The sequence below is a fragment of the Paraburkholderia adhaesiva genome, assembly GCF_021390575.1.
Classification (GTDB): domain Bacteria; phylum Pseudomonadota; class Gammaproteobacteria; order Burkholderiales; family Burkholderiaceae; genus Paraburkholderia; species Paraburkholderia adhaesiva.
The window spans coordinates 1-23211 of record NZ_JAJEJQ010000004.1; the positions used below are offsets into that span (position 1 = coordinate 1).

Here is a 23211-nt window from a genome sequence, read left to right on the forward strand (position 1 = left end):
CGCCGCCTCCAGGCCGACGCGGACATCGTCACACCGACCGTCTGTCAGGATACCTTGCGAGCCCGCATAACCGCGCATCATCGGTAACGCCACCGCATAGCCACGTGACAGAAAATAGTATGCGGAGAATGTAAACCGATACCGGGGCTGCTGGCTCGGAGGCTCGTTCGATGTTGCACCATGATTCATCACGGCAAGCGGAAATGGCCCCTTGCCGTCAGGCACAATGATCGTCGTTTGCAGCCGTACGTCAGGGTCCGCGGACGGCACCATCACGACGCGCTCGTGCTCGAGCATCGCGGGCGGCGCTTTTGATGCATCGCCCTCATTGGCGGCGAATACCGGCTGCGCCGTGGCGAACGACTGCAACAGAAATGCCACGATTACAATAGATTGTTTTGACAGCATTATTCTGGTTCGGTGAGCGAGTTATCCGCAATCGTTTCTGGTAAAGGCAGTGGACTGCACCACCAGCGGGTCCGCGTGTTCCCTTTGTTCCATTGTGCAGTCCCGCGCTGTCGTCAACCAGGCCGTACAGTAATCGTGAAACTTGCCGGTGCTTCTCCGTCAAAATCAGCGGGCATCGGGTCCGAGCGGCGCACGGCGCGCAGGGCCGCCGCATCCCAGTCAGCATTGCCGCTTGAACGGACAACGGTCGCCGAAACCAGATTGCCATTCGGCAGACAATGCACTGCCACGGCGGTTTCAAGATGCTCCGTCGGCCCCGCCCAGACGATGTTGGGGCGGATGCGTCGCTGGATCTTTTCGGCATAGCTCAGATTGGCTGGCTCCGTCGGATGGGACACGCCATGCAACGATGCCAGGGAAGCAAACGCCATGATTTGCACGAGGACCTGTTTCGTGTCATCGTTTGCCGCGAGCATGGCCCAGTCACGATAAGGCTGCGCTGTAGCCTGCAGCGCGTGCTGTGAAACACGCATGGCCCGGCACCAGGATTGCGCAGACATGTCAGTCCGGTGTGCCATCAGCGCGGCGACATCGCCGGTTGCGGATGGATCACCCTTCAGCGCAGTTGCCAGCGACGCCGACATGGCCAGTTGGCCCTGCAGGCGCTGTTCGGGGGTAAGCTTTGGGACCGGCGTGGTCTGGGCCAACTGCTTCACAAGATCGAAGATCGTCTGCAGGTACGCTCGGAACTCATCGTCGCTCATTGTCTGGATCGACATGTAGCGTGACGTGATGGCAACCGGGTTTTTCAGACCACCACAGTCGGGTGGCGCGTTGTCCATTGCAGCCACGCTGACATCAAATAGTCGCGCCCGATCGTCAGGCGAGAGCCTCGCAATGCCATCGAAAAAACTGGTCACACGTCCGAGTGCATCGCGAGCCGCATTGGCTGCGGGACTATTGCTTGCGACAGGAGCCTTCAGGCCTGCAATGTAGCGTTTGATATCCGGATCGCCAGAGATTTCCTCTGCCCACTTCTTGATAATGTCCGCCCTGATTGAACCGGGCGCGATACTGAATCGCGCCATGAGCGCTTTGTCATCGAGTGGCGGCAACAGAAATGGTGCGCTCGCCAGGGGGGATACCCTGTCCGCAGGGGTGGCAGCTGTCGCCGGCATAACAAAAGCCGACGAGCTGGCGGAAGCCATACCTGCCGGAGAGAGGCCCTGTGATTCAACACCGGCGTTCGTCTCGGTAAGGGTCTGCGGCGGTACATAAGACGGCGACAGGGCCGCGTGTACTTCGCCCAGCCCGCCCAGCAGCGCCACGGGCAGGATGAACACTTTCATTCCGGTGATGCCGCCATCACGGCGGGCCCGGAGACCAAACGAACGCATGCTGATTTTCACTGCCACTCCCTTGCGCAAAGATCGCCATTTTGAAGAATTTTCCGTGATGCCGGCTTCCTGAAGCGTGCTCGCCATCGCAACTTCATCGCGTTTTACGGTGAACCCTGATTGTCGTCGTGCGCCAGATCACTCGCATCCAGTCTCCCGAGCTTTGCCGCGAGATCGACACGCGCATTGTCCCAGTCCGCCAGCGTCTGGATGCGCCGCTGTTTCGCGTTCGCCAGCGCCGCCTGCGTGTTCATCAGTTCAAGGATATTGCCGACGCCGGCATCGTACCGGTGTCTCGCCGCCTTCCAGGCCTGCTGCGCAGTGTCGAGCAGTTGCGCACTGTTCTGCGCGTTGCGCGTCGCGCCCGTCAGCGCCTGGTAGCTCGTCCACACATCCAGCGCGACCTTTCGCCTTGCATCGTCAACGGCATCCTGCTGCCGCCCGGCCTGCGCCCGTGCCTGGTCGATCTGGTAATGCCGTCCAAACCCCTCGAAAAGCGGGATGCTTACCTGTACGCCGATATAGGCTTCATGTCCGGTCGCCGGATAAGTAGGCAGACCAAGCCCCATGCTTTCGGGCTGGTTGTCCGAGCTGTATTTCCCCACCAGACTGATTGAGGGCAGGCCCTGCGCGCGCGTCTGCGAAACCTTCGCGAGCGCGGCGGCGTACTGCGCCTGCGCGGCACGAACCGAGGGATGCTCGATCTGCACATCACGGATCAGCTGCGCAACCGGCTCGCTGAACGTCGCGTCTGTGCGGGCATCTTCGGTCACAGGCGGCACTTCCAGCGGCTCGGCGGGATCCAGGTTCATGTCCGACGCCAGCGTGCCCAGCGCAGCCTGCGCTTCGCTTTCGGCCTTCGTGAGGCCGAACACCGCCTGTTCGTGCTGCGTCTGCGCCTGCAGCGCATCCGTGACGGGTGCGATACCCCGGTCGGTGCGCGCCTGCGCGGCCACCATGCTCTGGCGTGTCATGTGCTCCACGTCTTTCTCTGCGTCGAGTTCACCGATCGCCGTCTGCACTGCATAGTAGTCCTTTGCTACCGTTGCGAATTCATCCTGCAGCGTCGCATCCTGTGTAGCGCGCGCCGCCTCCAGCAGCGCATTCGCGTTCCTGAGCGCCGCCTCGCGCCCCCCGAAGTCAAACAGCAGCCAGTTCAGCGATACGCCTTCCGAGCGCACCGTCGAGGTGTAGTCCGTGCCGAGCGTCGGGTGATTCCTGATATCGACCACGGAATTCTCGCGCACGCCCTGCCAGTTCGCGGAAACGGTTGGCAGGTATGCCGCGCGCGCGATGCCGACCGCTGCTGCCTGCGCCTTGACATCGGCCCACGCCTCGCGGGTCTTCGGATTGCTGCACAGGGCCCGCTCGACGGCTTCGGACAGATGCAGCGGTCGCGCCGGTGCGCCGGTCGGGCAGCCGTCAACGGCCGGGAGCATGGCACCTGCCGCCGTAGAGGAAATGTTCCGCTCCGCGCGCAGCACGTCGAACGCGCCCGCTGTTTGCGCCGTCACCATCGCCACGCCGGACAGGATCACGATATGCAGCCGCCTAGCGTTCATGCATGCTCTCCCGCGCCGTCTGCATCAGCGGATCGAGGAAATATCCGATCACGCTGCGCCGCCCCGTGCGAATGTCGGCCGTCACCGCCATGCCGGGAGTGAGCGTAATCCAGCGGTTATCCACCCTGATCCGGTTCGTGTTCAGGCGGATGCGCACCGGGAAGGTCAGTCCGAGCTTTTTGTCCTGTACCGCGTCGTTCGAAACCTCGACCACCGTCCCGTCCAGGTAGCCGTAACGTGTATACGGAAATGCCTCGATCTTCACGGCGACGCGCTGCCCGACCTCCACGAAGCCCACGTCCCGGTTCTGCAGCCGGGCCTCCACCTCCAGCGCATCGTCCGGCACGACCTCCATCAGCGTCTGTGCGGTCGTCACCACGCCGCCGAGCGTATGCACGGCGAGCTGCTGCACCGTGCCCGCTACGGGCGCAGTGAGGCTCAGCAGCGCCTGGCGTGTGTGCGCCTTGGTTTCGTCGTCGCGGCTCTGTGTGGCCTGCTGGGTGTCCTTCTCCAGTTCGTCGAGCTGGTCGTGCCGGAACTTCGAGGCGGTCGCTTCCAGGTCCGAACGCTGCTCCGCGATACCAGCGGCCAGTTCCTTCGCGTGCGCACGTTGCGCAGTGAGTTCGTTCTCCTTGTCAAGTGCGCCCTGCTCCTTGTCCAGGTAGTCGGTACGCGCGACATATTTATCGCCAACGAGCGCCCGGTACGCGTCGGCCTGCTGGCGCGCCAGCGGCGCGGTCTGTTCCAGCTTCACAATTTCCGCGCGCGTGCTGTCCAGCTCGGCCTGACGCTTGAGCAGTTCCGCATGCGCGCTGTCATACTGGTCACGGTAGGCGAGCCACGCGCCTTCGGCCTGGTGCTGCGCATCCTGCATCCGGTCGGCCGCCGCGCCTTCGACCGGGGGAATCACGGGCGCGTGATTCTCACGCTGTGCCGTGAGCAGCGCACTGGCGCGCGCGGCGGCAAGTTCGGCATCGAGCCGGGACGACCGGGCCTTGTCCGCATCGGCCGCCGCCTGCGTGGTGTCCAGCACCACCAGTACCTGGCCGGCGTTCACGCGCTCGCCGTCGTGCACCCGGATGTCGCGCACGACGCCTGTGATCGCCGGCTGGATCACCTTGACCTGGGCATTGGGGATGAACTGGCCGCTGGCCGATACCACGATATCGAGCCGCCCGGCCACACCGATCAGCAGCACCAGCAGCGAGAGGACCACGAGGACGCGTAGTGCCCACCGGGGCGCGGGATGCACCGGTGTCTCGACCAGTTCCAGTTCGGCGGGCAGGAACGCGAGCTGGTCGGCGTCGCGCGGCGGCCGTTCCAGTTGCTCCCGCATCGACCAGACGCTTCGCCAGATGTGAGCGTAGTGGCGCATCAGATCGCCCAGGGCCTGAAGGCGCAGTGATTTCATGATCAGTCGTTCTGAAGGGCTACGAGATGGGCGTAATAGCCGCCCTGGCTCAACAGGCTGTCGTGATTGCCCTGTTCGACAATACGCCCGTGGTCCATGGCGATGATGCGGTCCGCGTGCCGCACGGCCGAAAGACGGTGCGCGATGATGATGACGGTGCGCCCTGTGCTCATCGCCTTCATGTTGTTGCGGATGACCCGCTCGGTCTCAAAGTCGAGCGCGCTGGTCGCTTCATCGAAGATCAGGATGCGCGGATTGGTCAGCAGCGCCCGGGCAATAGCCAGGCGCTGGCGCTGGCCACCCGACAGGTTGCCGCCGTGCTCCCCCACCAGCGTGTCGTAGCCTTCAGGCAGTTCGCAGATGAACTCGTGCGCACCGGCCAGTTTTGCGGCGCGGATCACGGCGTCGAGCGGCGCGCCCGGATCGGTCAGCGCGATGTTCGCCCGCACCGGGCGGTTAAACAGCAGGTTTTCCTGCAGCACGACGCCAACCTGGCGGCGCAGCCAGGCGGGATCGGCCAGCGCCAGGTCGATCCCGTCGATGCGCACCGTGCCCTGCTCGGGAATGTAGAGCCGCTGCAGCAGCTTCGTGAGCGTGCTCTTGCCCGAACCCGAACGGCCAACGATGCCGATGACCTCGCCCGGGCGGATATCGAGCGATACGCCGTCGATGACGGGCGGGCCGTCAGGCCGGTAGCGGAAGCGGATGTTGTCCAATGCAATGTCGCCCCGGATGGGCGGCAGCGCCTGGCGGCTTGCAGGCAGCTCGGTGCGGGTGTTCAGGATATCGCCCAGGCGCTGCATCGAGATGCCGATCTGCTGGAAGTCCTGCCACAGCTGCGCGAGGCGCAGGACCGGCGCGCTCACGCGTTGCGACATCATGTTGAAGGCGACCAGTTCGCCCACGCTCAGGTGCCCGTCGATGACGAGCCGGGCACCGAAAAAGAGCGTGCCGAGCGTCACAAGCTTGCCGACGAGCTGGATCAGCTGCTGGCCGACGTTGCCCAGCTGGGTGACACGGAAACCTGCGCTCACGTAGGCGGCAAGCTGTGATTCCCAGCGCCGCACGAACTGTGGTTCGACTGCCATGGCCTTGACGGTCTCGACGCCGGAGACCGACTCAACCAGAAACGACTGGTTGTCTGCACCCCGGGCGAATTTCTCGTTGAGCCGCACACGGAAGGCCGGCACAAGTAATGCCGAGATGGCGACGTAGACCGGCAGCGACGCGACGACGACGAGCGTGAGCCAGACACTGTAGACGCACATGACGCCGATGAAGACGAACGAGAACGCCAGGTCGATCAGCGCAGTGAGCGCCTGGCCGGTCAGGAAGTTGCGGATGTTCTCCAGTTCGCGCACCCGAGCGACGGTGTCGCCAACGCGCCGCGCGCCGAAATACCCGAGCGGCAGTGCCACCAGATGCCGGAACAGCCGTGCGCCGAGTTCGACATCGATGCGGTTCGTCGTGTGGGAGAACACGTAGTTGCGCAGGCCCGTCAGCAGCACTTCGAAAACCGAGCTGACGAGCAGCGTGATACATACGACATTCAGCGTGCTGTAGGTGCGATTGACCAGCACCTTGTCCATCACGACCTGGAACATCAGCGGCGAGACAAGCCCGAAGAGCTGCAGCACGAGCGAGACGCCCAGCACTTCGAGGAGCAGCCGGCGGTAGCGGACGATCGCCGGGATGAACCAGGAGAAATCGAACCGGGCCAGTTCACCTGCGAGCGATGCGCGCGAGGCAAAGAGGATCATCGTGCCGCTGCTGCGCGCGAGGACTTCCTCCAGCGGACGCACCGAAGGCGCGGCCGCACCTGGCTCCATCACGAGCGCGCTCTTGCCGTCCGATTTCGCGAGAATGAAGTGCCGTCCTTCGCGGTCAAGTACGAGTGCGGGCAGTGGCGTGCGCGAGAACCGTTCGGGGCGCAGGGCAACGACGCGGGCTTTCATGCCCAGACGGCGTGCGGCAAGCACAAGGTCCTTCGCACTGAAGGCTGACGCAGTGGCGGCATCATGCCGGATCTGCGCGGCATCGGCCGCGATGCCGTGAAAGCGGGCGATATCGACAAGCGCGGTGAGGCCCGCGTCGGGTGGGGGGGATACTTGGGTCTGCATGCGGGAGAAACGGATTACACAGGCAAGGGCACATGTACGTCACGCCCCTGCCGCCAGGCAGCTCAGGCCTGGCAGCAGGGGGGCGTTGTTAGTGAAATGGCCTGACGGCCTGTCAGGCAGCGGCAAGCAGCGTCTGGGGCTGCTCGATGGTTCCCGTTACGGTGGTGCCTGCCGACGACTGTGGCGCATAGGCCGCCATCGCCTGGATCAGCTGGCTCACTGCGGAGGACGACGTGGCCGACGCATTGCCGCCGTACAGCGTCTGGATGCCCGCCAGGTCCGTCGCATCAAGCGTGCGGTTGGTCGCGCCCAGCTCGTAGTACATGATCGAGTTCACGTCTGCGTTGCTGGCCAGACCCAGCGCGTGGCCGATCTCGTGCAGCACAACCTGCTCGAACTCCGCGTCCGTACCGGAGTAGGCCAGCTGGCCATCCGCATCCGTTGTCAGGGCATCCTGGTTCGGGTCCTCGATCCGGATCGTTGCACCCGATGCGAACACCCCATCCTGGGCAGGCGTCGTGGTCATGCCCACGACGCCTGTACTGGCCGTATCCAGATCCGCGAGGCCGAGCGTAATGTCGGCCTGCGACGGATCCGCTACTTCCACGAACTGCAGGCCTGAAGCTGCCGCCCACGTTGCAAACGCCTGCTCGACCAGGATTTCCTCGGTGCTGGTCATATCGGCACTGAAACCGCTCGTGCTGTCACCGAAACTCCAGGTGACGACATTGCTGTTCCAGCTTGCCCCCTCGAATATCGATGTACCCGTTCCGCCCGACATGGATGAGAGCTGCGCTGCCAGTGCCGCTTCCTGCAGCCCGCCTTCTGCTGCCGTGGTGCCTGCCGCCGTCCCACCGCCGACTGCCTGGGCAGCCGCATCCAGGCCCGCACCCAGTGTCTGGTTGATGACGCTCTGGCTGCCTGCCAGACCGGCATATTCACTGAGGCTGTCTATGTCGTCGCCGATCGTATCCAGTTCACTGCCGAGATCGGCGAGGTCATTCAGGCCGTAAAGACTATCATCCAGACCAGCCAGACTATCGGTGAAAGAGCCCAGATCCAGAACTGAATAATCGAAGCCCGATGCCAGAAGGCCATTCACGTTCGCGGAAACGGCATCCCCCACCTGGGTAAATACCCACGGGTTCAGGATCGCATCGGGTGTTCCGGACGTGGCTTGACCCTGCGAGTTGATATTGACGTAATCAGTAACCTGGCCGTTATCGATGACATCCACCCTGTTCACATAGTGATTATTCGGGTCATCGTTAAAGAAAACCTCTCCCGTCACAGCCCCACCACTTATCGTCGTGATGCCAGTGACCACGCCGCTCGACGTGTCGTAGAAGATGGTGTCGACCTGCTGGCCGTCACTGAAGATCGCCTGGGCTGTCACCTGCTGCTGGTCATTGAACCAGAAGTAGCCATCCTGCTGCGCCTGTCCATTAACGTCAGTGAAGGTCGCTTCGGTTTGCAGTACGCCGCCCTGATAGCTCAAGGCCGCCGTTTCCACGCCCGTTACGGCGTCGTACTGCTGCGTTTGCGTGAGCTGACCATTCTGGTAAAAATCCAGCTCCGTCCACACGCCAGTCGTCGGGTCGCGAACCTCGTTCTCCGTCACCTGGCCCGTGGCCGGATCGATCGACTGGTAGCCGGTCTGCTGGCCGTCGCCGAAAATCGACTGCGCAGTGACCTGCTGCTGGTCGTTGAACCAGTAATACCCGTCCTGCTGCGCCTGCCCGTCCACATCGGCAAAGGTGGCCTCGTTTTGCAGCGTGCCGTCCTGATACAGATAAGCGGCGGTTTCCACACCAGTCTCCGGGTCGTACAGCACGGTTTCCGTGAGCTGGCCATTCTGGTAAAAGTCCGTCTCCGTCCACACGCCGGTCGTCGGGTCACGAACCTCGTTCTCCGTCACCTGGCCCGTAGCCGGATCGAAGTTCTGCCAGCCGTCCTGCTGACCGTTTGCGTTGAACAACGCCTGGCTGACCAGGTCTCCGTCCTGATAGTTGAGCTGTGCCGTTTCCGTGCCCGTTACCGCGTCGTACTGTTTCGTTTCCGTGAGCACACCGTTCTGGTAGAAGTCCAGCTCGGTCCACACGCCGGTCGTCGGGTCACGAACCTCGTTCTCTGTCACCTGGCCCGTAACCGGATCGAAGTTCTGCCAGCCGTCCTGCTGGCCGTTGTCGTTAAACAACGCCTGGCTGACCAAGTCTCCGTCCTGATAGTTGAGCTGTGCCGTTTCCGTGCCCGTTACCGCGTCGTACTGTTTCGTTTCCGTGAGCAGACCGTTCTGGTAGAAGTCCAGCTCGGTCCACACACCGGTCGTCGGGTCACGAACCTCGTTCTCTGTCACCTGACCCGTAACCGGATCGAAGGTCTGCCAGCCGTCCTGCTGACCGTTGTCGTTGAACAACGCCTGGCTGACCAGGTCTCCGTCCTGATAGTTGAGCTGTGCCGTTTCCGCGCCCGTTACCGCATCGTACTGTTTCGTTTCCGTGAGCAAACCGTTCTGGTAGAAGTCCATCTCGGTCCACACGCCGGTCGTGGGATCCATCACGTCGCTCTCGGTCACCTGACCCGTGGCAGGATCAATGGTCTCGTAGCTGGTCTGCTGGCCATCGACATAACCGGCATACCCGACCTCCTGCCCGTCCTGGTAGATGATGGTGGCGGTCTGCTCGCCGGTGGTCGGGTCGAACTGGCGGTCCTGGGTCACCTCGCCGGTGCCCGGGTCAATGACCTCATAGTCGGTCATCTCGGTATTGCTGTTGTACAGCCGCACGCCATCGATCTGACCGTCCGTGTCGTAATAGTCGATTTCGAGCCACTGGCCTGTGTCCGGGTCACGGACTTCATCGGCTGACATCTGGCCCGTGGTCGGATCGAAGACGAGATAGTCGGTCTGCCGGCCCTGGTCGTTGAAGAGCGCTTCGCCCGTTATCTGGTTGCCGTCGGCCGGGTTGTCATCGTAACAAATGACAGCCGTTTCATTCCCGGTCTGCGGGTTCCGCTCGACATCCTGTGTAACCAGTCCGGTCGTCGGGTCGATCGTAATGTAGTCGGACTGCTGGCCATTGACGTAGTCGGCATACCCCACCTCCTGGCCATCCTGGTAGACGTACGTAATGGTCTGCTTGCCGGTGGCCGGATCGAACTTGCGGTCCTGCGTCATCTCACCGGTAGCCGCATCGAAAAGTACGTAGTCGGTCTGCTGCAGATTGGAATTGAAAATCTGCTCCGTGGTCAGGTCACCATTCGCGTCAAAATACAGCTTGTCGTCTGGCTGTCCGTTGGCATAGTCAGTCTCCACTGATATCACGCCATCCGAATAGCTGATCGTACTGCTGAGCTGCTTGGTGCCGACTATGTAGTTGTTTTCCTGCGTTACGTCGCCCGTGTCCGGATCGAAGGTCAGTGCACTGACTTTCTGGTTGTCGCCATTGAACAGCGTTTCGCCCGTAAGCTGCCCGTCTGCGTTGTAGGTCATGTCGGTCAGGGACGTTTCATCTCCGTTGGCGTCGAATGTCTGCACCGTGCTCAACTGGCCGTTGCCGGTATAGGTGAATTGCGACGAGCCGGTCAGGGCGCCGTTTGCATCGAACGTGTAAAGCGCAGTCTGCTGACCTGCCGTATTCGTAACGCTAAGCGAGCTGCTACCGTCTAGGTTGTAAGTATACGTATTGCCACTTGCTGCGGTATACGAACCAATCGAAGAGGACACGTCACTGGTAGTCGTCGTAATACCGTTGCTCGTTGACGTGCTGTTACTCAACGAAAGATTGATAAGAACATTCCCGTTCGCATCCGTTGCGGAGAATTGATAGCTGCCGTTGCCGGAATTCACGTCGAGGGTGGCCGTACCACCGCCAGATATCGGGATCGACCACACCCGGTCGAAGGCGTTGACGCTGATGTTGTTGGCGTCGCCGCCGGCTGCGTCTACGGTCAGCGTCGTCCCATCTGGAAAGGTATATCGCGTAGCACCATTTGCAAGCGTCGTAGTGCTGGTCGGCGATTCATCAGTGGATGTCGTCAGATTCCCGGATGAATCTACCTTCGGCACAAGGAAAGTCTGTCCGGAGGCATCACTTGTGCTCAGCCCCACGCTTTGCAATGCCGAATCGAGCACCGACTGGTTACCGGATAGCGTTTGTGTGGTAAGGGCAGCCTGAGTCAACTGCGAAGATGTCAGCGTCGTTTGCGCGACAGAGCCGGACGCACTCACCGTCCACGCATTAGCAGTCGCGACAAGTTGCCATCCGCCGGCTGCGGTCGAAACCAGAACCAGTGGAACGACAACCCAGTCAGATCCGTCAGCCAAAATTATGCAATTAGCTGCAAGGCCAAATATGTTCCCTACCAACTGAGCAACGTCGCTTTGTGCAACTGGTGTCTGATTGCTTAGCGCGCCCCATATATTTTTAATGGCGCCTGAGATTTGCGACGCGTTAAATGCGGCGCCCATCCCCGTAACGGAAATCGAGGATGTTGCAATCGAAACAATGCTTTGAGCTGTTTGCCCAACGTTAATAACCGTCGCTGCCGCATCGCTCGCACTAGTGAACGTTCCGGCCGCCGTGGTTCCGGCCGACAAATTACCTATCACAACAATACCTGCTGGAATTTCGCCGCTCATGCCTTCTTACCTTCCTTCTTAAAAACAAGATACAACACGAAAATGACTATTACGACTAGTCCAAATTGAAGCCAGCGATTAAAGTCGACCTCCTTTTCGTATGTAGATTTGATTTGAGAGAAAGGCACATCGATGGCTGCGCAATCTACCCGCCAAACGAAAAAACGCGAAGGGAATTGCCAGTCCACCTTTTTCCCGTATATCGTTGCATCGCAGTTTTTTAGCAACTTCGCCTGCGTGATTGTCAAACCGGAAAACCGGCGATCCGTCGTGAGAATAGAGTTATTGACGGCCGGAAAGAACGCTCTCCCGACCACACCTTCAGGGAATACAAGCGTAACGCCATCATTGATTTCACTGACATCGATAATTTTGGCGTGAAAGCTGGTTAAATTATTTTCACTTGGCACGGGATTCTTCCAGCGTATAATGAACGGATATCCAAAAATAACAATGAATGCCAAAGCCAAAAAAATCGTCCGCGGATATTTTTTAAATAGATCTCGCATTTTCTCGTCCACTCACGCAACAACCTTACAATCATTTCGCGCGACTAGCTAAGTTGCAGATGTCGCTGCCCCCGATCCGCGCAGATCATGAATAACCGCATTGTTCACGGTGGTGATTGCGCGGGAAAGCAGGCATTAAGATTGCAATTAAAACGGCTGAAAATAATACAATCAAGGTCCCTGCAAATGGGGGCACTCTATGAAAGATGCCAAGAAGTCCATCACAACCTGAAAACGAAAAAGCTCCAACCAAGAGCATCAGGATCGCTGTGAATATAACGAGCAGTGCCTTCGAAAGGCAGTTACTGTTGAAAGCTTGCAGTTTCAACGTCGTTTCTCCTGACTGTTCGATGGGCGCCGCTGAGGGGGGAGCTTTTTTCCGGAATCACGTTCTAGTCCTACTTAGAGTGGCTAACACAACCTGGACATGAGGCCATGAAAGCCATATCCTGGCGGCATGTCCAGACGCAAAATCAGTAACGAGTTATGGGCGGCGTTGGAGCCGCTGATTCCGGAATTTACGCCATCGCCCAAAGGTGGCCGACGCCGAACGGTGGATGACCGCGCAGCATTGAATGGCATCCTGTATGTCCTGCAAACAGGCATTCCGTGGGAATACCTGCCCAAGGAACTGGGTTTCGGCAGCGGCATGACCTGCTGGCGACGGCTACGGGACTGGCAGGCCGAAGGCGTGTGGGAGCAACTGCATCTGGCAATGCTTCGCCGCTTGCGTGAGCATGACCAGATTGATTGGGAGCGAGCGAGCCTTGATGCCGCCAGCGTTTCCAGCCCCCGGGGGGCCAGGAAACCGGCCCCAACCCGACGGACCGGGGCAAACTCGGGTCGAAGCGGCACATCGTCGTAGACGCGCGCGGCATTCCTCTGGCCATCACGGTCACGGGTGCCAACCGCCACGACTCGATGGCCTTCGAGCCCACGCTCAATGCCATTCCGGCTGTGCCGGGACTGAATGGCCAGCCTCGCAAACGCCCGGACAAGTTGCATGCGGACAAGGGCTATGACTTTGCACGCTGTCGGCGTTACCTGAAGCGGCGCGGCATCACGGCACGTATCGCCCGTCGCGGTGTGGAAAGCCGCGAGCGGCTCGGACGGCATCGCTGGGTGGTCGAGCGCACGCATGCCTGGTTTGCCGGTTTCGGCAAACTGCGCATTCGTTTCGAACGGCGTCTCGACATTCATGTCGCGTTGCTTTCCCTGGCGGCTGCCGTTATCTGCTCACGCTTCGTTGATGACTTGTGTTAGCGACTCTAAAGTGGGGTCGGAAATCTCAGTTCGCGACGTTCGCCATTGCTTGTCTCAACAACCAGATTGGGTGGTCGCTCCGAGACACGCAGTATCTTGGCGTGAAAATGAGTCAAGTCAGATTCAGGAGGTGGTGGATTGAGTTTCACCAGTAAAGCCGGCACACCAAAAATGACGGCCCACAATAGAACGCCCCATACGACATTGGAATATTTTTTATCAAGCCCACCCTCCAGATGTTCCCTCTCGTTTTTTAATTTCCTTCACCCGTCACTTCAAATGACCCCATTGCACATGTCCTCGCGTCACGCAACCCTTTGATGAATACGCGTAATCGTCGATGTGACGCGCAGACAAAGCCTCACTGACCATCGAATTCTTTCCTGGTCGCGCCCATCATGTAGCTGCCGGAAGGCAGCACAACCATCTCGGAGCATGCATCGCGGTCGTGAAAATGGCCAATCTGCGCAACTTGCTCCGCGCGCCCGTCAGCCATCGCAGCACCCGATACTATTGAAAATGCAACGACGGCCAACAATCTTCCTACGATGGTCGTTTCCTGCTTATCCGACATTTTCAATACTCCCGACAGGCATGACGCGAGCAGCTAGGATTAGCCCTAGCCCCGATATTTCCCCAACTCTCACTCCAAAACAATCAGACAGGCACTAAAAAAAGGGACACAACCTTACAAATAAAAGAGACGCATCCTTACAACTTTAAATTATTTCCCTTCAGGAAATTGACTTCCAGAAAAACAGCCTCATATGGTCGGTAATCAGGACGCTCCACTGCCGCTCCCGAACTCCGAAAGCCCACAATCGGGCTTTGTCGTTTACAACAATCCCCGTATTTCCTCGGCATGCGCCTGATCAGTTTTAACGGATTTTATGCACTGAAGATATGCGCGCAGCCCGAGCCCGTAACCAACGAGCGCCTTTTATGATTCGCTCTGCGATGGTGCAGCGTCACCGGGCGACCTCCCCGCGTCGCCGAGGATATCGCCGCGTTGCACACACGCAGCAAACGCGAACGCGAAGTTCAACACCACCTCGAATGGTGCCGCGTAGCGATGCACGAGGATCGAGACACTGATGGCCGCCGCCATGGTGGCCACCAGCGTGCGCGCGATCGCCATGCGCCCCGGCTGCGCACGCGGGAAGCCGGTGAAGTACGCGCGCGCTGCGCACGCGATCGCGTTGGCGAGACTCCACAGGGTGTCAGCGTTCATGGGGACGTTCGGGCGGGTCCGCGCCCGTAATCCGCTTGCGCGCCTCCGCGCCAATGCGGCTGGCGAGCGACGGGAACACCTTGTCGGCCTGCCGGAACGCCGCGATCGGGGCGCCCACGATCAGCGCACTCGCCAGCGCCCCGGCCAGCATGTTCGGCATGATGGGTACGCGCTGATGGACCCAGGGCGCGACGCCGTAGCCCAGCACCACCGAAATGACGGCGTAGGTGATCTTGCGCCAGCGCCGCGATTCGGTCGTCTCCAGCAGATAGACGAACGCGCCGCAGACGTTGCCCACAGCAATCGCGCCGTGCACCTCATCACCGCTCCAGATGCCGGAGGCCGCCGCCCACAGCGCCGCTTCGAAGCCGGTACAGTCGGGCATGACTCACGCGAGGGCAAACGCGGTTCTGGCCGCCGCCCAGTAGGTCTCGCGCCTTACCTGACCGTCCATCGCGGGTCCGTTGATGATTCTTGTCGTGGCCGCGAAGTCGCCGCGATCGGCGGCCTCATTGCAGCCGTGCGAGGCCCAGAACCACGCTGCGGAGCGCGCCGCCAGATGGTCGTCCGTGGCGAGTTCATCGGGATGGCTGACGAGATCGACGCCCAGCGCGCGAGCGCAGTCGCGGTAGTTGTCGCGAAAGGTAATCTGCTTCAGTCCCCGCCCGCGAAAACGCCAGCCATCTCCGCTCGCGGCATCCCCATTGCCATAGCGGCTCGCGTAGGCCAGATTGGCGATCTGCTGCTGGCGTGCCAGCGGTACGGTCGTTTCGTTGGGATGCCGCCCGAGTGTCGCGCGCATCGCCGCCGGCACGCGCGAGAAGATCGCCAGCGCTTCGGGGCGGTAGTTGAACGCTTCAGTGAGTTGCGTCAGCCCCCCGATTCGTGGCGGATCTGCGCGAGAAAAGCGGCTTGTCGCGCGGGCGTATTGATCGCGAATTCGGTCATCGCCGCCGACACGGGCGCGAACCAGCGCGCGGTGAGCGTATCGGTAAGCGCCGCAGCGCGCTGGAAGGTGTCACGGTCCATGTTGGCTCTCCACAAAAAACGCGCGACCAGCAACGCCGCGCGTGCGAAAGACAGGGCGTCGTGCAGTCAGACACGCATGCCGACGTTGTAGTGATTGCGAACCTGTTGCGCGGTGAGCGCATAGGTGTAAAGGGCGACTTCGCCGATCACGCCTTCGAGCGGCCCGAAGTTCCAGCCGATCGAGCCGATCTGCAGGGTGCTCTGGATGGTCGGCGCATTCAGCAGGTTGGCGTCGCCCGCATTCGCCACCAGGTGCCCGTTGACGTAGATCGAGGGTGGATGTGACGTGCCCGTACCGTTCATCACGTAGACGTAATGCGCGACGCTGTCGAGCGGCGCAACGGTCCCGTTGGCGGAGAAATACTGCGCGTTGTTGCCCGTCCAGTAATAGATCACGTCCGCCTGGCCGCCCTGGTTCTGGTGCTGGATACCCAGGTCCAGCCCGCCCTGGCGGCTGCTGCCGCCAAGCCAGGTCTTGTTACCGAGAAAGCGCACGCCGGTACAGGGCGGATAGGAACCATTCGCGCCCGCGTTCGTGTACGCGGTGAGATTGACCCACCATTCGACGCTCCACGTACTGCCCGAGCAGAAGCTCGCGGCGGCGCTTACGTCGATATACGCATCCGACGCGCCCGAAAGGCTCACATAGGCATCCGCACTATTGGGCGGGAGCGAAGAGAGGTGGCCGCGCAAATTCGGACAGTCGGATAAGTGGTTTGGCCGGGGCCTGAGCCAGCGATAATGCTGGCAAAGGAACCGAGGAAATGACGAAGAGAACCCGACGGACGCACTCAGCGGCGTTCAAAGCGAAAGTGGCACTGGCAGCGGTCAAAGGTGAGCGCACGCTGGCCGAACTGGCACAGCAGTTTGATGTACATCCGAACCAGATCACGGAATGGAAGCGGCAGTTGCAGGAGCGTGCGGCAGACGTGTTTGGTGCGACAGGTGCACCGTCGAGCGATCCGCCGGTGGACGTGAAAACGCTGCACGCGAAGATCGGGCAGTTGACGCTGGAGAACGATTTTTTGTCAGGAGCGCTCGGCAAAGCCGGACTGCTGAGCGCAAAGCGATGATTGACTGTACGCATGCGCTGCCGGTTTCGCGACAGACGCGACTGGTTGGCATCGCGAGATCGAGCGCATATTACCGGGCGCAGCCGGTCAGCGAGGTCGATCAGTTGCTGATGCGGCGAATCGACGAACTGCACATGGAGTTCCCATTTGCAGGGGCGCGGATGCTGGCGCGCCTGTTGCGCCGGGAAGGCCATGAGGTGGGTCGCCGTCGCGTACGCACGCTGATGAAGCGCATGGGCGTCGAGGCGCTGTACTGCAAGCCGAACACGAGCCGCCGCAACGCGCAGCACAAGATCTGGCCGTACCTGCTGCGCGGCATGAAGATCGAGCGTGCCAATCAGGTGTTCGCCCTCGACACGACGTACATTCCGATGGCGCGCGGCTTCGTGTACCTGACGGCAGTGGTGGACTGGGCGAGCCGCAAGATTCTCGCGTACCGGGTCGCCATCACGCTGGAAGCCACGCACGCCGTCGAGGCGCTGGAAGAGGCGTTCGCCCGCTACGGACTGCCCGACATCGTGAACACCGATCAGGGTAGCCAGTTCACGGCGGGCGCGTTCACCGAGGCGGTGCTGAGCCGGGGCGTGCGGCTGTCGATGGACGGCAAAGGGGCCTGGCGCGACAACGTGTTCGTCGAACGGGTGTGGCGCAGCATCAAGTACGAAGAGGTCTACCTGAAAGCGTACGAGTCGGTCAGCCATGCCCGGCGCTCCATCGGCGAATACGTCGAGCTGTACAACCGGAAACGGCCCCATTCGAGCCTGGCGGATCAGACCCCGGATGAGGCATACTTCGCGACGCTGCCTGCGATCAAATCGGCAGCATGATTGCCTCGGACGTTCCACTTAAAAATCTCAGATGACTGTCCGAACGAGTGAGGCCACCTCTAAGCCGCTGCGAGCGTCACTCCGGTTTGATAGGTGCCATCGCGCCCGTTACCCGAACTGTCGGCGGCGACGATACCGTCCGCTTCGTTGAGCCGGTAATACGCATAAGGGTCATCGGCCAGCACCACAGCCTGATAGGGCGGCCCGCTGCCGCTTGCCATCAGCAGCCGGCGCGCGAGATGGTTCACTGATTTTGTGCTGCCATGAAACCGCAGTACGTCGCACCGCCGTCCTGGGTGTACAGGATGAAAGTGTCGACCTTGCCTGCCGCCCCAGAGAGCGACGGCGCGAGGCCCTGCGGCCATCTGATCGTCGAGGGCCAGGTGATCGCCGAACCCGTACTGTTCGTGACGACCAGCACGAATTCGGCGAGGGTGCCCGCGGCCGGCGCATTGGTGATCGAGACCGTGGTGTTCGTGCTCGAGGCGACCGGCAGGTTAAAGAGGATTTCGGGCGCACCCTGCGCAAGCGGCGTGAGGTCGAGCGCGACGCTCGCCGCGCCGGTGCGATGGTCGTCCCGGGTCCTGCGATGACACCGCCCAGCGTCGTGGCCGTCGCTGCCGGCAGCGTGTAGTCCACCGGGATGCGCGTGACGAGCACATCGTATTCGCCGTTCACGCGCGCAAGACACACCGCGAACTCGCCTGGTTGCAGAACCACCTCCGCGACCGCAGTCGGCCCGCCCATCCAGATGAAGTCGCTACCCTGCGCGACCAGGTTCAGCACGCCCAGACCGTGGTTGTAGACGAGAAACGCAATGGCGCTGAGCGGCAGCGTCGCGGTCGGCGCGAGCGTCAGGGTGCCGCCGTCCGGACCCGCCCACTGGATCGCCATGCCGGCATCGGTCGCGTCCAGTCCGGTATCCTCACCATAGGTCACCTGGCCCGCGTAACTGCCCAGCGCGCGCTGCACGAAAGCGCTCGTAGCGGCAGCGGTGCTGACATCGAACTGCGGCGGCGTGGTGAACACCGGCTCGCCGGTCAGGTCCGCATAGCTGCCGGTGGTGGCGACCGTGGCGAGGTCGGGGCGATTCAGGATCTGCGCGGGGCCGCCCGCCGCGTCCCAGTCGGCGTTGACCTGGGCGGCCGGAATCTCCGGTACATCCGTGAGATCGCCGTAGCGGCCAGTGGTCGCCACGGTCGCGAGATTCGGTCGATGGAGGATCTGCGCAAGCCCCGAGGTGGCGTCCCAGTCGGCGTTGACGGGCGCGGACGGCGTGCCGGTGAGGTCGCCATATTGTCCGCTGGTTGCGACTTTCGCGAGATTGGGGCGGTTGAGGATCTGCGCGGGGCCGCCCGTGGCATTCCAGTCGGCATTCAGGAGCACCCACCCGCTCGCACTGCCGTCGTTGGTGATATCTGCGGCGTCGGGATCGGTGGTGTTGTCATCCCGCAGGTTCAGCCACAGCCCCTGGCCATTCGCGCGCAGCAGCACGACGCCCGCCGGATAGCCGCCGATGTTCGGGTCATTGGCAAAGGTGGCGCTGTAGACGAGCGGGCCACCGGCCATCAGCCACCGCACGGCCTGCGAGAGCACGAACAGGATGCCGTTCATGTCGACGCCGAACGGCGGGATGCCGCCCTTGAGCGGGTCGGTCATCGTCAGCGGCGGGAAGCCGTCATTGAACGAGGCCGCGCCTTTCGTCATGCCGGTCTGCGAGGCGACCGGAATCGTGTTGCGGTTGCCGTTCTGCGCGAACGGCACCGTGACCGGCGGCGGGCTATCGGTCAGACGCATGATCGTGACTCCGCTAACGTGTCAGGTTGCCTGCCAGGTGATCGCCCCGACCTGCGCGACGGTCGTAGCCGCCATGACCGCAGCGATCTTCACGAGCAGCGCCGCATAGTCGGGTTGGGCGCGGTTCGCGATGGTCCGCGCGAGTCCCTCCAGATCGTTCCAGGTGAAGGGTGAGACCGGCAGGCCACCTGCGGTTAGCCACAGGTCGGGGGGCCAGCTCCCGGCCTGTGTGTTTGCCGCGAGCATCGCGTCAAGGTTCGCGATGCTCGCGGCGTCACACGCGTACAGGTCGGTATGACCTGCGGCGGTCGTGAAGCTGACCGGTGCCTCGCCTGCGGCCTGCCAGGCCGCGCGCAGTTGTGCGATTCGCGCGGCCTGCGCTTCGGCCAGGCTCATCGATAATTCGGGCGGTGCCGCAAACAGCGCGTTTTCGGGTGGCGTCTCGCCCAGCGCCGTGATGCGGTGTGCGCTGCCGTCCGCGAGCCAGTACGCCGTGTCGCGCCAGTCGGCGACCACCGCCCACTGGCCGCCCGCGATCACGGCGATCTCATGCGCGCCCGCAGCGGGCCGGTTCTCCGGCGTGGGTACGACAATGGACGGCGGGACAGACGGCGCACCCTCATCGGGCGTCGCAGGCACGGGTGCCTCTTCGGGCGGCGGCAGAGCGTGCACGGCCCATGCGCCCTCTTGCCAGACGGCGGTCTGCGACACCGGTTCGAACGCGGGCGGCGCATGCAGCACGCAGCCCGGCGGCAGCAGAAACGTGCCCGGCGTCAGCGGGTCCTCCTGGACGATCGTTTCGCCAATGAACACTCCCTGCGCGTCGCATTGCCAGGCAGTCCGGATTGTCATCCTGCGCGCCATCGACGCGTCAGTACGCGATGAGGAAGTTGACGGCGAGGTTCTTGCCGCGCGTTTCGGTGCTGCCCGCCGCGGCGATGCTGATGCCCGTGCCATTGCTGTAGATCCCTATATTCGTCGCGCTGCCGTAGATGCCGATGCCCGTGCCCGAACCCCCGATATAGATGCCGGTCCCGCCTGCGCTGGTGGCGTTGCGCGTGCCGTTGTAGGCCCCGTACTGGTTCGGCGGGCTGACCGCGCACGCCCCGCCGTTGTCCTGGCCCGCCTGCACCCAGCCGCCCGCGGGCATCACGTGCGCGTGACCCGGGTCGCCCACGCCGTGCGCGTGGCCGGGGTCCGCGACGCCATGCGCGTGTCCCGGATCGGACACACCGTGGGCGTGGCCGGGGTCCGAGACGGTGTGCGCGTGCGAGGCGTAGGCGTCGGCCTGGTAGCTGCCGAGCGCGCGGCCTGAATCGAGCCCGCGCCCGTTGTCGAGCCCCCGCAGGCACACGCCCCGTGTATCGGGCAGGTTGAAGGTGGTGGCGCCATCGCCCGTGCCGTAGGTCGTGCCGATCGCGAGAAAGAGCGACGCATAGGTCGCGCGCGACACCGCTGCACCGTTCGCGAGCAGAAAGCCTGCCGGCACCGATCCGCCCGCGAACGGCAGCAAGGCACCGGGCGGGATGAACGAGCCCGGCACACCGGTCAGGTCGCGGTACTGGCCGGTGGTGGCAACAGTGGCGAGATCCGGCCTGTTGAGGATCGCCCCCGGCCCGCAAACCGCATTCCAGTCGGCGTTCAGCGCGAGCCAGTTGCGGGCCGCATTGGGGTCATTCGCGTCCGTCGCATCGGGGTTCGTCGTGTTGTTGTCGGCGCTGTTGAACCAGAAGCCCGTGAGATCCGCGCGCAGCACCACCGCCCCAGCCGGATAGCCGCCGAGGTTCGGGTTACGGGTGAACGCGGGATCGTAGACAAACGAGCCGCCCGCCTGCATCCAGCGCGCCACTGCCGAGATGACGAACAGGATGCCGTTGAAGTCGAGGCCGTCCGGCGGCACGCCGCCCTGGGTCTTCGGCTGCATCGTCAGCGGCGGAAAACCGTCGTTCTGCGACGCCTCGGGGATCGTATTGCGCAGCCCGTTGGCGGCAAACGGCAGCGTGACGAGGGCCGGGGACTGGTCAGCCTGCACTGAGCACTCCCGTCGAGAACACCCCCTGGTTGAAGGGCTGGAAGTCGTCGACCGCGTTGGCGAAGCCGAACACCTCGCCGGAGGCCTGCACGAGATTGCACAGCACACCGGTCGGACGCGGCAGCACACCCGACTGCGTGAGAAACGCGACTTCGAGGATCGTCAGGTCGAACTCGAACACGTACAGCATCGTCATCGCGCCGGTGTCGAGCGCATAGCAGCGACCACGGCCCGCGAACAGGTACTGCAGCATCTGGTTCAGCGACGCGCACGAGCCCGCCGTGATGTTGCCGATCGCCTTGGTCATGATGAGCGTGCGATAGGTGGTGTCGTCGAGCGCGACGTTGCGCACCACGGGCGGCGAGCCGTCGCTGAAGACGCCGTAGTTGAACGGCTGCACGCCTTCGGTCGGGTTGGCCGCATCGAACGCTTCGGCAAAGCCAAACTCGGCGGGCGGCAAAGCCGCCGCCACACCACGCGTCACGTTGACGATCCTGCCCCACACGTCCAGCCCGTTGCCGATGGCGGTCGCGACATTCCAGATCGTGTCGTAAAAAGCATCGAGGTCCGCGTGCGGCTCGATGTCCTGGTTGAGACACCCGATCAGCGCCGTAATCGTGGGGCTGTTCGCATACTGCGCGAGCAGCGTGGCGGTCCAGTCTTTCATGACGTGCTTACCTGGATCACCGCCACGTTGGTCGGATCGAGCGTCGGGTACTCATCGATGCCGAACGCAAGCGACGTTTGCGACACGTCCAGCGGATCGGTGCCCAGCGCAATCGAGAAGATGTTCACGTTCGCGTCGGTGGCGGCGACGCCTGCGTAGTAGCGCCCCGCATAGGTGGTCGAGCCGATGCGCGCCCTGGTGCCTCCACCCGCCCCGCCGTCCTCGCCATTGAAGGCCGACACGATCGCCGCCTGGATCAGCGAGGTGATGTCGTCAGGCAACTGGTCGTTCGCCTGGATCGTGACGGTAAGAAAGCACTGCACCGGCGCGGGCGTCTCCCAGCTCACCGTGTACTGCGGCTGCGGCGGCGTGTAGCTCGTGTCATGGAGCGTGTACGAGGTGTTGCCGTTGTAGTCGCAGCCCGGGGCCTTCCTGCTCCAGATGGCCGCGGCAATCGCGGCAGGGTCGCCGCCAATGGCCGAGACGAACAGCGAATGGCCCGCGAGCGGATAGTTCGTCGCGCCGTAGTTCACCACCGCACTCGTGGGGTTGTCGATCACGAACGCATCCAGCACGTTCGGCACGTTGAGCACCGCGCCATAGACCGACTGCACGCTGTTGACCGAGTTGATCGCCACCGACAGGCGGCGGCGCGCCTCGAACGCGGCGCGGCTCTCGACGAGCTGCCCCGGCGTGCCCGCCGTCGCGTTCGTGACGCGGTCCCAGCTCTGCGCTGCGGTGTAGATCGTTGCGAGCGCCCCGATCGGGCAGGCCACCGGCCCCATCGTCTGGCACTGGAAGGGCACGTCGACCGAGCCTGAAGCGGGGATCGTCGCGGCTACCGTCGAGGCGTACAGGTAGCCGTTCACGTCCTGGGCCACCGACCCTGCCGGGATCACCGCCCCGACGAGGCCGATGCAGGTTGCCGTGACGACCGTGCCGGAGGCCGCGATGCGGTTCAGGAAGTAGATGCGCCCGATCGCATCCTGCCAGCGGCCCGAGGCGACATCGGGATCGATCTGGTTCGCGACCGCCAGGATGTCGGCGTTCTTGTCGCCGATGATGGCAGTGAGCGACTGCGCGAGCTGTCCCTGCGGCGAGCTGAGCTGCGGATTGACGCCGCCGCCGAAGGCCGCGTCGATATCGGCCTGCACACCGGCGAGGATCGCCGATTCGGCAGGCACGACCGGCCCCTGATCCGTGCACCGGATCGGCGGAACACTGGTCTGCATGGCTGCGCCTGCAG

Annotated in this window: 22 protein-coding genes; 2 read left to right on the plus strand and 20 right to left on the minus strand. The window is 62.6% G+C overall.

From position 1 onward, the window contains the following. From L0U80_RS28070 to L0U80_RS28105, 8 genes are all read right to left on the minus strand, one after another. Window positions 1–408, minus strand: a 408-nt coding sequence (locus L0U80_RS28070; protein ID WP_233873945.1) for an alpha/beta hydrolase family protein, incomplete at its 3' end; no start/stop codon positions are given. A 113-nt stretch (window positions 409–521) separates the two neighbouring features. Next, window positions 522–1892 carry an energy transducer TonB gene (locus tag L0U80_RS28075; RefSeq protein ID WP_233873948.1) on the minus strand — a complete coding sequence of 457 codons (1371 nt, stop codon included), beginning with the start codon at window positions 1890–1892 and terminating at the stop codon, window positions 522–524. Between the two features lie 17 nt (window positions 1893–1909). After that, window positions 1910–3367: a TolC family protein gene (locus L0U80_RS28080; RefSeq protein WP_233873951.1), complete on the minus strand. Its 1458-nt coding sequence runs from the start codon at window positions 3365–3367 to the stop codon at window positions 1910–1912. After that, window positions 3357–4778, minus strand: a complete 1422-nt coding sequence (locus tag L0U80_RS28085; RefSeq protein ID WP_233873954.1) for an HlyD family type I secretion periplasmic adaptor subunit — start codon at window positions 4776–4778, stop codon at window positions 3357–3359. The genes L0U80_RS28080 and L0U80_RS28085 overlap by 11 nt, the downstream gene beginning before the upstream one ends. A gap of 2 nt (window positions 4779–4780) precedes the next feature. Next, window positions 4781–6898 carry a type I secretion system permease/ATPase gene (locus L0U80_RS28090; protein WP_233873957.1) on the minus strand — a complete coding sequence of 706 codons (2118 nt, stop codon included), beginning with the start codon at window positions 6896–6898 and terminating at the stop codon, window positions 4781–4783. A gap of 112 nt (window positions 6899–7010) precedes the next feature. Next, window positions 7011–11537 carry a matrixin family metalloprotease gene (locus tag L0U80_RS28095; protein ID WP_233873960.1) on the minus strand — a complete coding sequence of 1509 codons (4527 nt, stop codon included), beginning with the start codon at window positions 11535–11537 and terminating at the stop codon, window positions 7011–7013. Further along, a complete protein-coding gene (locus tag L0U80_RS28100) occupies window positions 11534–12058 on the minus strand; it encodes a hypothetical protein (RefSeq protein ID WP_233873963.1) in 525 nt (174 codons plus the stop codon). The genes L0U80_RS28095 and L0U80_RS28100 overlap by 4 nt, the downstream gene beginning before the upstream one ends. 73 nt (window positions 12059–12131) lie before the next feature. After that, window positions 12132–12374 (minus strand): hypothetical protein, encoded by a 243-nt coding sequence (locus L0U80_RS28105; protein WP_233873966.1) that lies wholly within the window; start codon window positions 12372–12374, stop codon window positions 12132–12134. A 129-nt stretch (window positions 12375–12503) separates the two neighbouring features. On the opposite strand from L0U80_RS28105, the gene L0U80_RS28110 reads away from it, so the two are divergent. Then, window positions 12504–13309, plus strand: a protein-coding gene (locus L0U80_RS28110; RefSeq protein ID WP_233862878.1) for an IS5 family transposase whose coding sequence is annotated in 2 segments (ribosomal slippage) — window positions 12504–12834 and window positions 12834–13309 — 807 coding nt in all. Because the reading frame shifts where the segments join, the coding sequence is not laid out codon by codon here. A 361-nt stretch (window positions 13310–13670) separates the two neighbouring features. Here L0U80_RS28110 and L0U80_RS28115 read toward each other — a convergent pair. From L0U80_RS28115 to L0U80_RS28140, 6 genes are all read right to left on the minus strand, one after another. After that, window positions 13671–13883 (minus strand): hypothetical protein, encoded by a 213-nt coding sequence (locus L0U80_RS28115; RefSeq protein ID WP_233873969.1) that lies wholly within the window; start codon window positions 13881–13883, stop codon window positions 13671–13673. A 366-nt stretch (window positions 13884–14249) separates the two neighbouring features. Then, window positions 14250–14540 carry a hypothetical protein gene (locus L0U80_RS28120; RefSeq protein ID WP_233873972.1) on the minus strand — a complete coding sequence of 97 codons (291 nt, stop codon included), beginning with the start codon at window positions 14538–14540 and terminating at the stop codon, window positions 14250–14252. After that, the gene (locus L0U80_RS28125; protein ID WP_233873975.1) at window positions 14530–14925 is read right to left on the minus strand and encodes a putative holin; all 396 of its coding nucleotides are present in this window, start codon (window positions 14923–14925) and stop codon (window positions 14530–14532) included. Before L0U80_RS28125 ends, L0U80_RS28120 begins: the two co-directional genes overlap by 11 nt. A gap of 3 nt (window positions 14926–14928) precedes the next feature. After that, window positions 14929–15342, minus strand: a complete 414-nt coding sequence (locus L0U80_RS28130; protein WP_233873978.1) for a glycoside hydrolase family 19 protein — start codon at window positions 15340–15342, stop codon at window positions 14929–14931. A 68-nt stretch (window positions 15343–15410) separates the two neighbouring features. Continuing rightward, a complete protein-coding gene (locus L0U80_RS28135; protein WP_233873981.1) occupies window positions 15411–15569 on the minus strand; it encodes a hypothetical protein in 159 nt (52 codons plus the stop codon). Window positions 15570–15635: 66 nt separating this feature from the next. Beyond that, window positions 15636–16214 (minus strand): LamG-like jellyroll fold domain-containing protein, encoded by a 579-nt coding sequence (locus L0U80_RS28140; RefSeq protein WP_233873984.1) that lies wholly within the window; start codon window positions 16212–16214, stop codon window positions 15636–15638. Between the two features lie 119 nt (window positions 16215–16333). Here L0U80_RS28140 and L0U80_RS28145 point away from each other — a divergent pair. Further along, window positions 16334–17469 (plus strand): IS3 family transposase gene (locus tag L0U80_RS28145; RefSeq protein ID WP_373322092.1). Its coding sequence is split into 2 segments (ribosomal slippage): window positions 16334–16589 and window positions 16589–17469, totalling 1137 coding nucleotides; the frame shifts between segments, so codons are not numbered across the junction. A gap of 59 nt (window positions 17470–17528) precedes the next feature. Here the strand turns inward: L0U80_RS28145 and L0U80_RS31590 are convergent. From L0U80_RS31590 to L0U80_RS28170, 6 genes are read right to left on the minus strand one after another with little or no spacing between them, the layout of a single operon-like run. Continuing rightward, the gene (locus tag L0U80_RS31590; protein WP_267955008.1) at window positions 17529–17654 is read right to left on the minus strand and encodes a hypothetical protein; all 126 of its coding nucleotides are present in this window, start codon (window positions 17652–17654) and stop codon (window positions 17529–17531) included. Further along, complete coding sequence (locus tag L0U80_RS28150) at window positions 17641–19266, minus strand: hypothetical protein (RefSeq protein ID WP_233873987.1); 1626 nt, start codon at window positions 19264–19266, stop codon at window positions 17641–17643. The genes L0U80_RS31590 and L0U80_RS28150 overlap by 14 nt, the downstream gene beginning before the upstream one ends. A 21-nt stretch (window positions 19267–19287) precedes the next feature. Continuing rightward, window positions 19288–20118: a hypothetical protein gene (locus L0U80_RS28155; RefSeq protein ID WP_233873990.1), complete on the minus strand. Its 831-nt coding sequence runs from the start codon at window positions 20116–20118 to the stop codon at window positions 19288–19290. Window positions 20119–20137: 19 nt separating this feature from the next. After that, window positions 20138–21298, minus strand: coding sequence for a tail fiber protein (locus L0U80_RS28160; RefSeq protein ID WP_233873993.1), 1161 nt, complete (start codon window positions 21296–21298; stop codon window positions 20138–20140). Next, on the minus strand, window positions 21288–21965 hold the full coding sequence (locus tag L0U80_RS28165) for a baseplate wedge 1 family protein (protein ID WP_233873996.1): 678 nt from the start codon (window positions 21963–21965) through the stop codon (window positions 21288–21290). The genes L0U80_RS28160 and L0U80_RS28165 overlap by 11 nt, the downstream gene beginning before the upstream one ends. After that, window positions 21962–23197: a baseplate J/gp47 family protein gene (locus L0U80_RS28170; protein ID WP_233873999.1), complete on the minus strand. Its 1236-nt coding sequence runs from the start codon at window positions 23195–23197 to the stop codon at window positions 21962–21964. Before L0U80_RS28170 ends, L0U80_RS28165 begins: the two co-directional genes overlap by 4 nt. Between the last annotated feature and the right edge of the window lie 14 nt (window positions 23198–23211).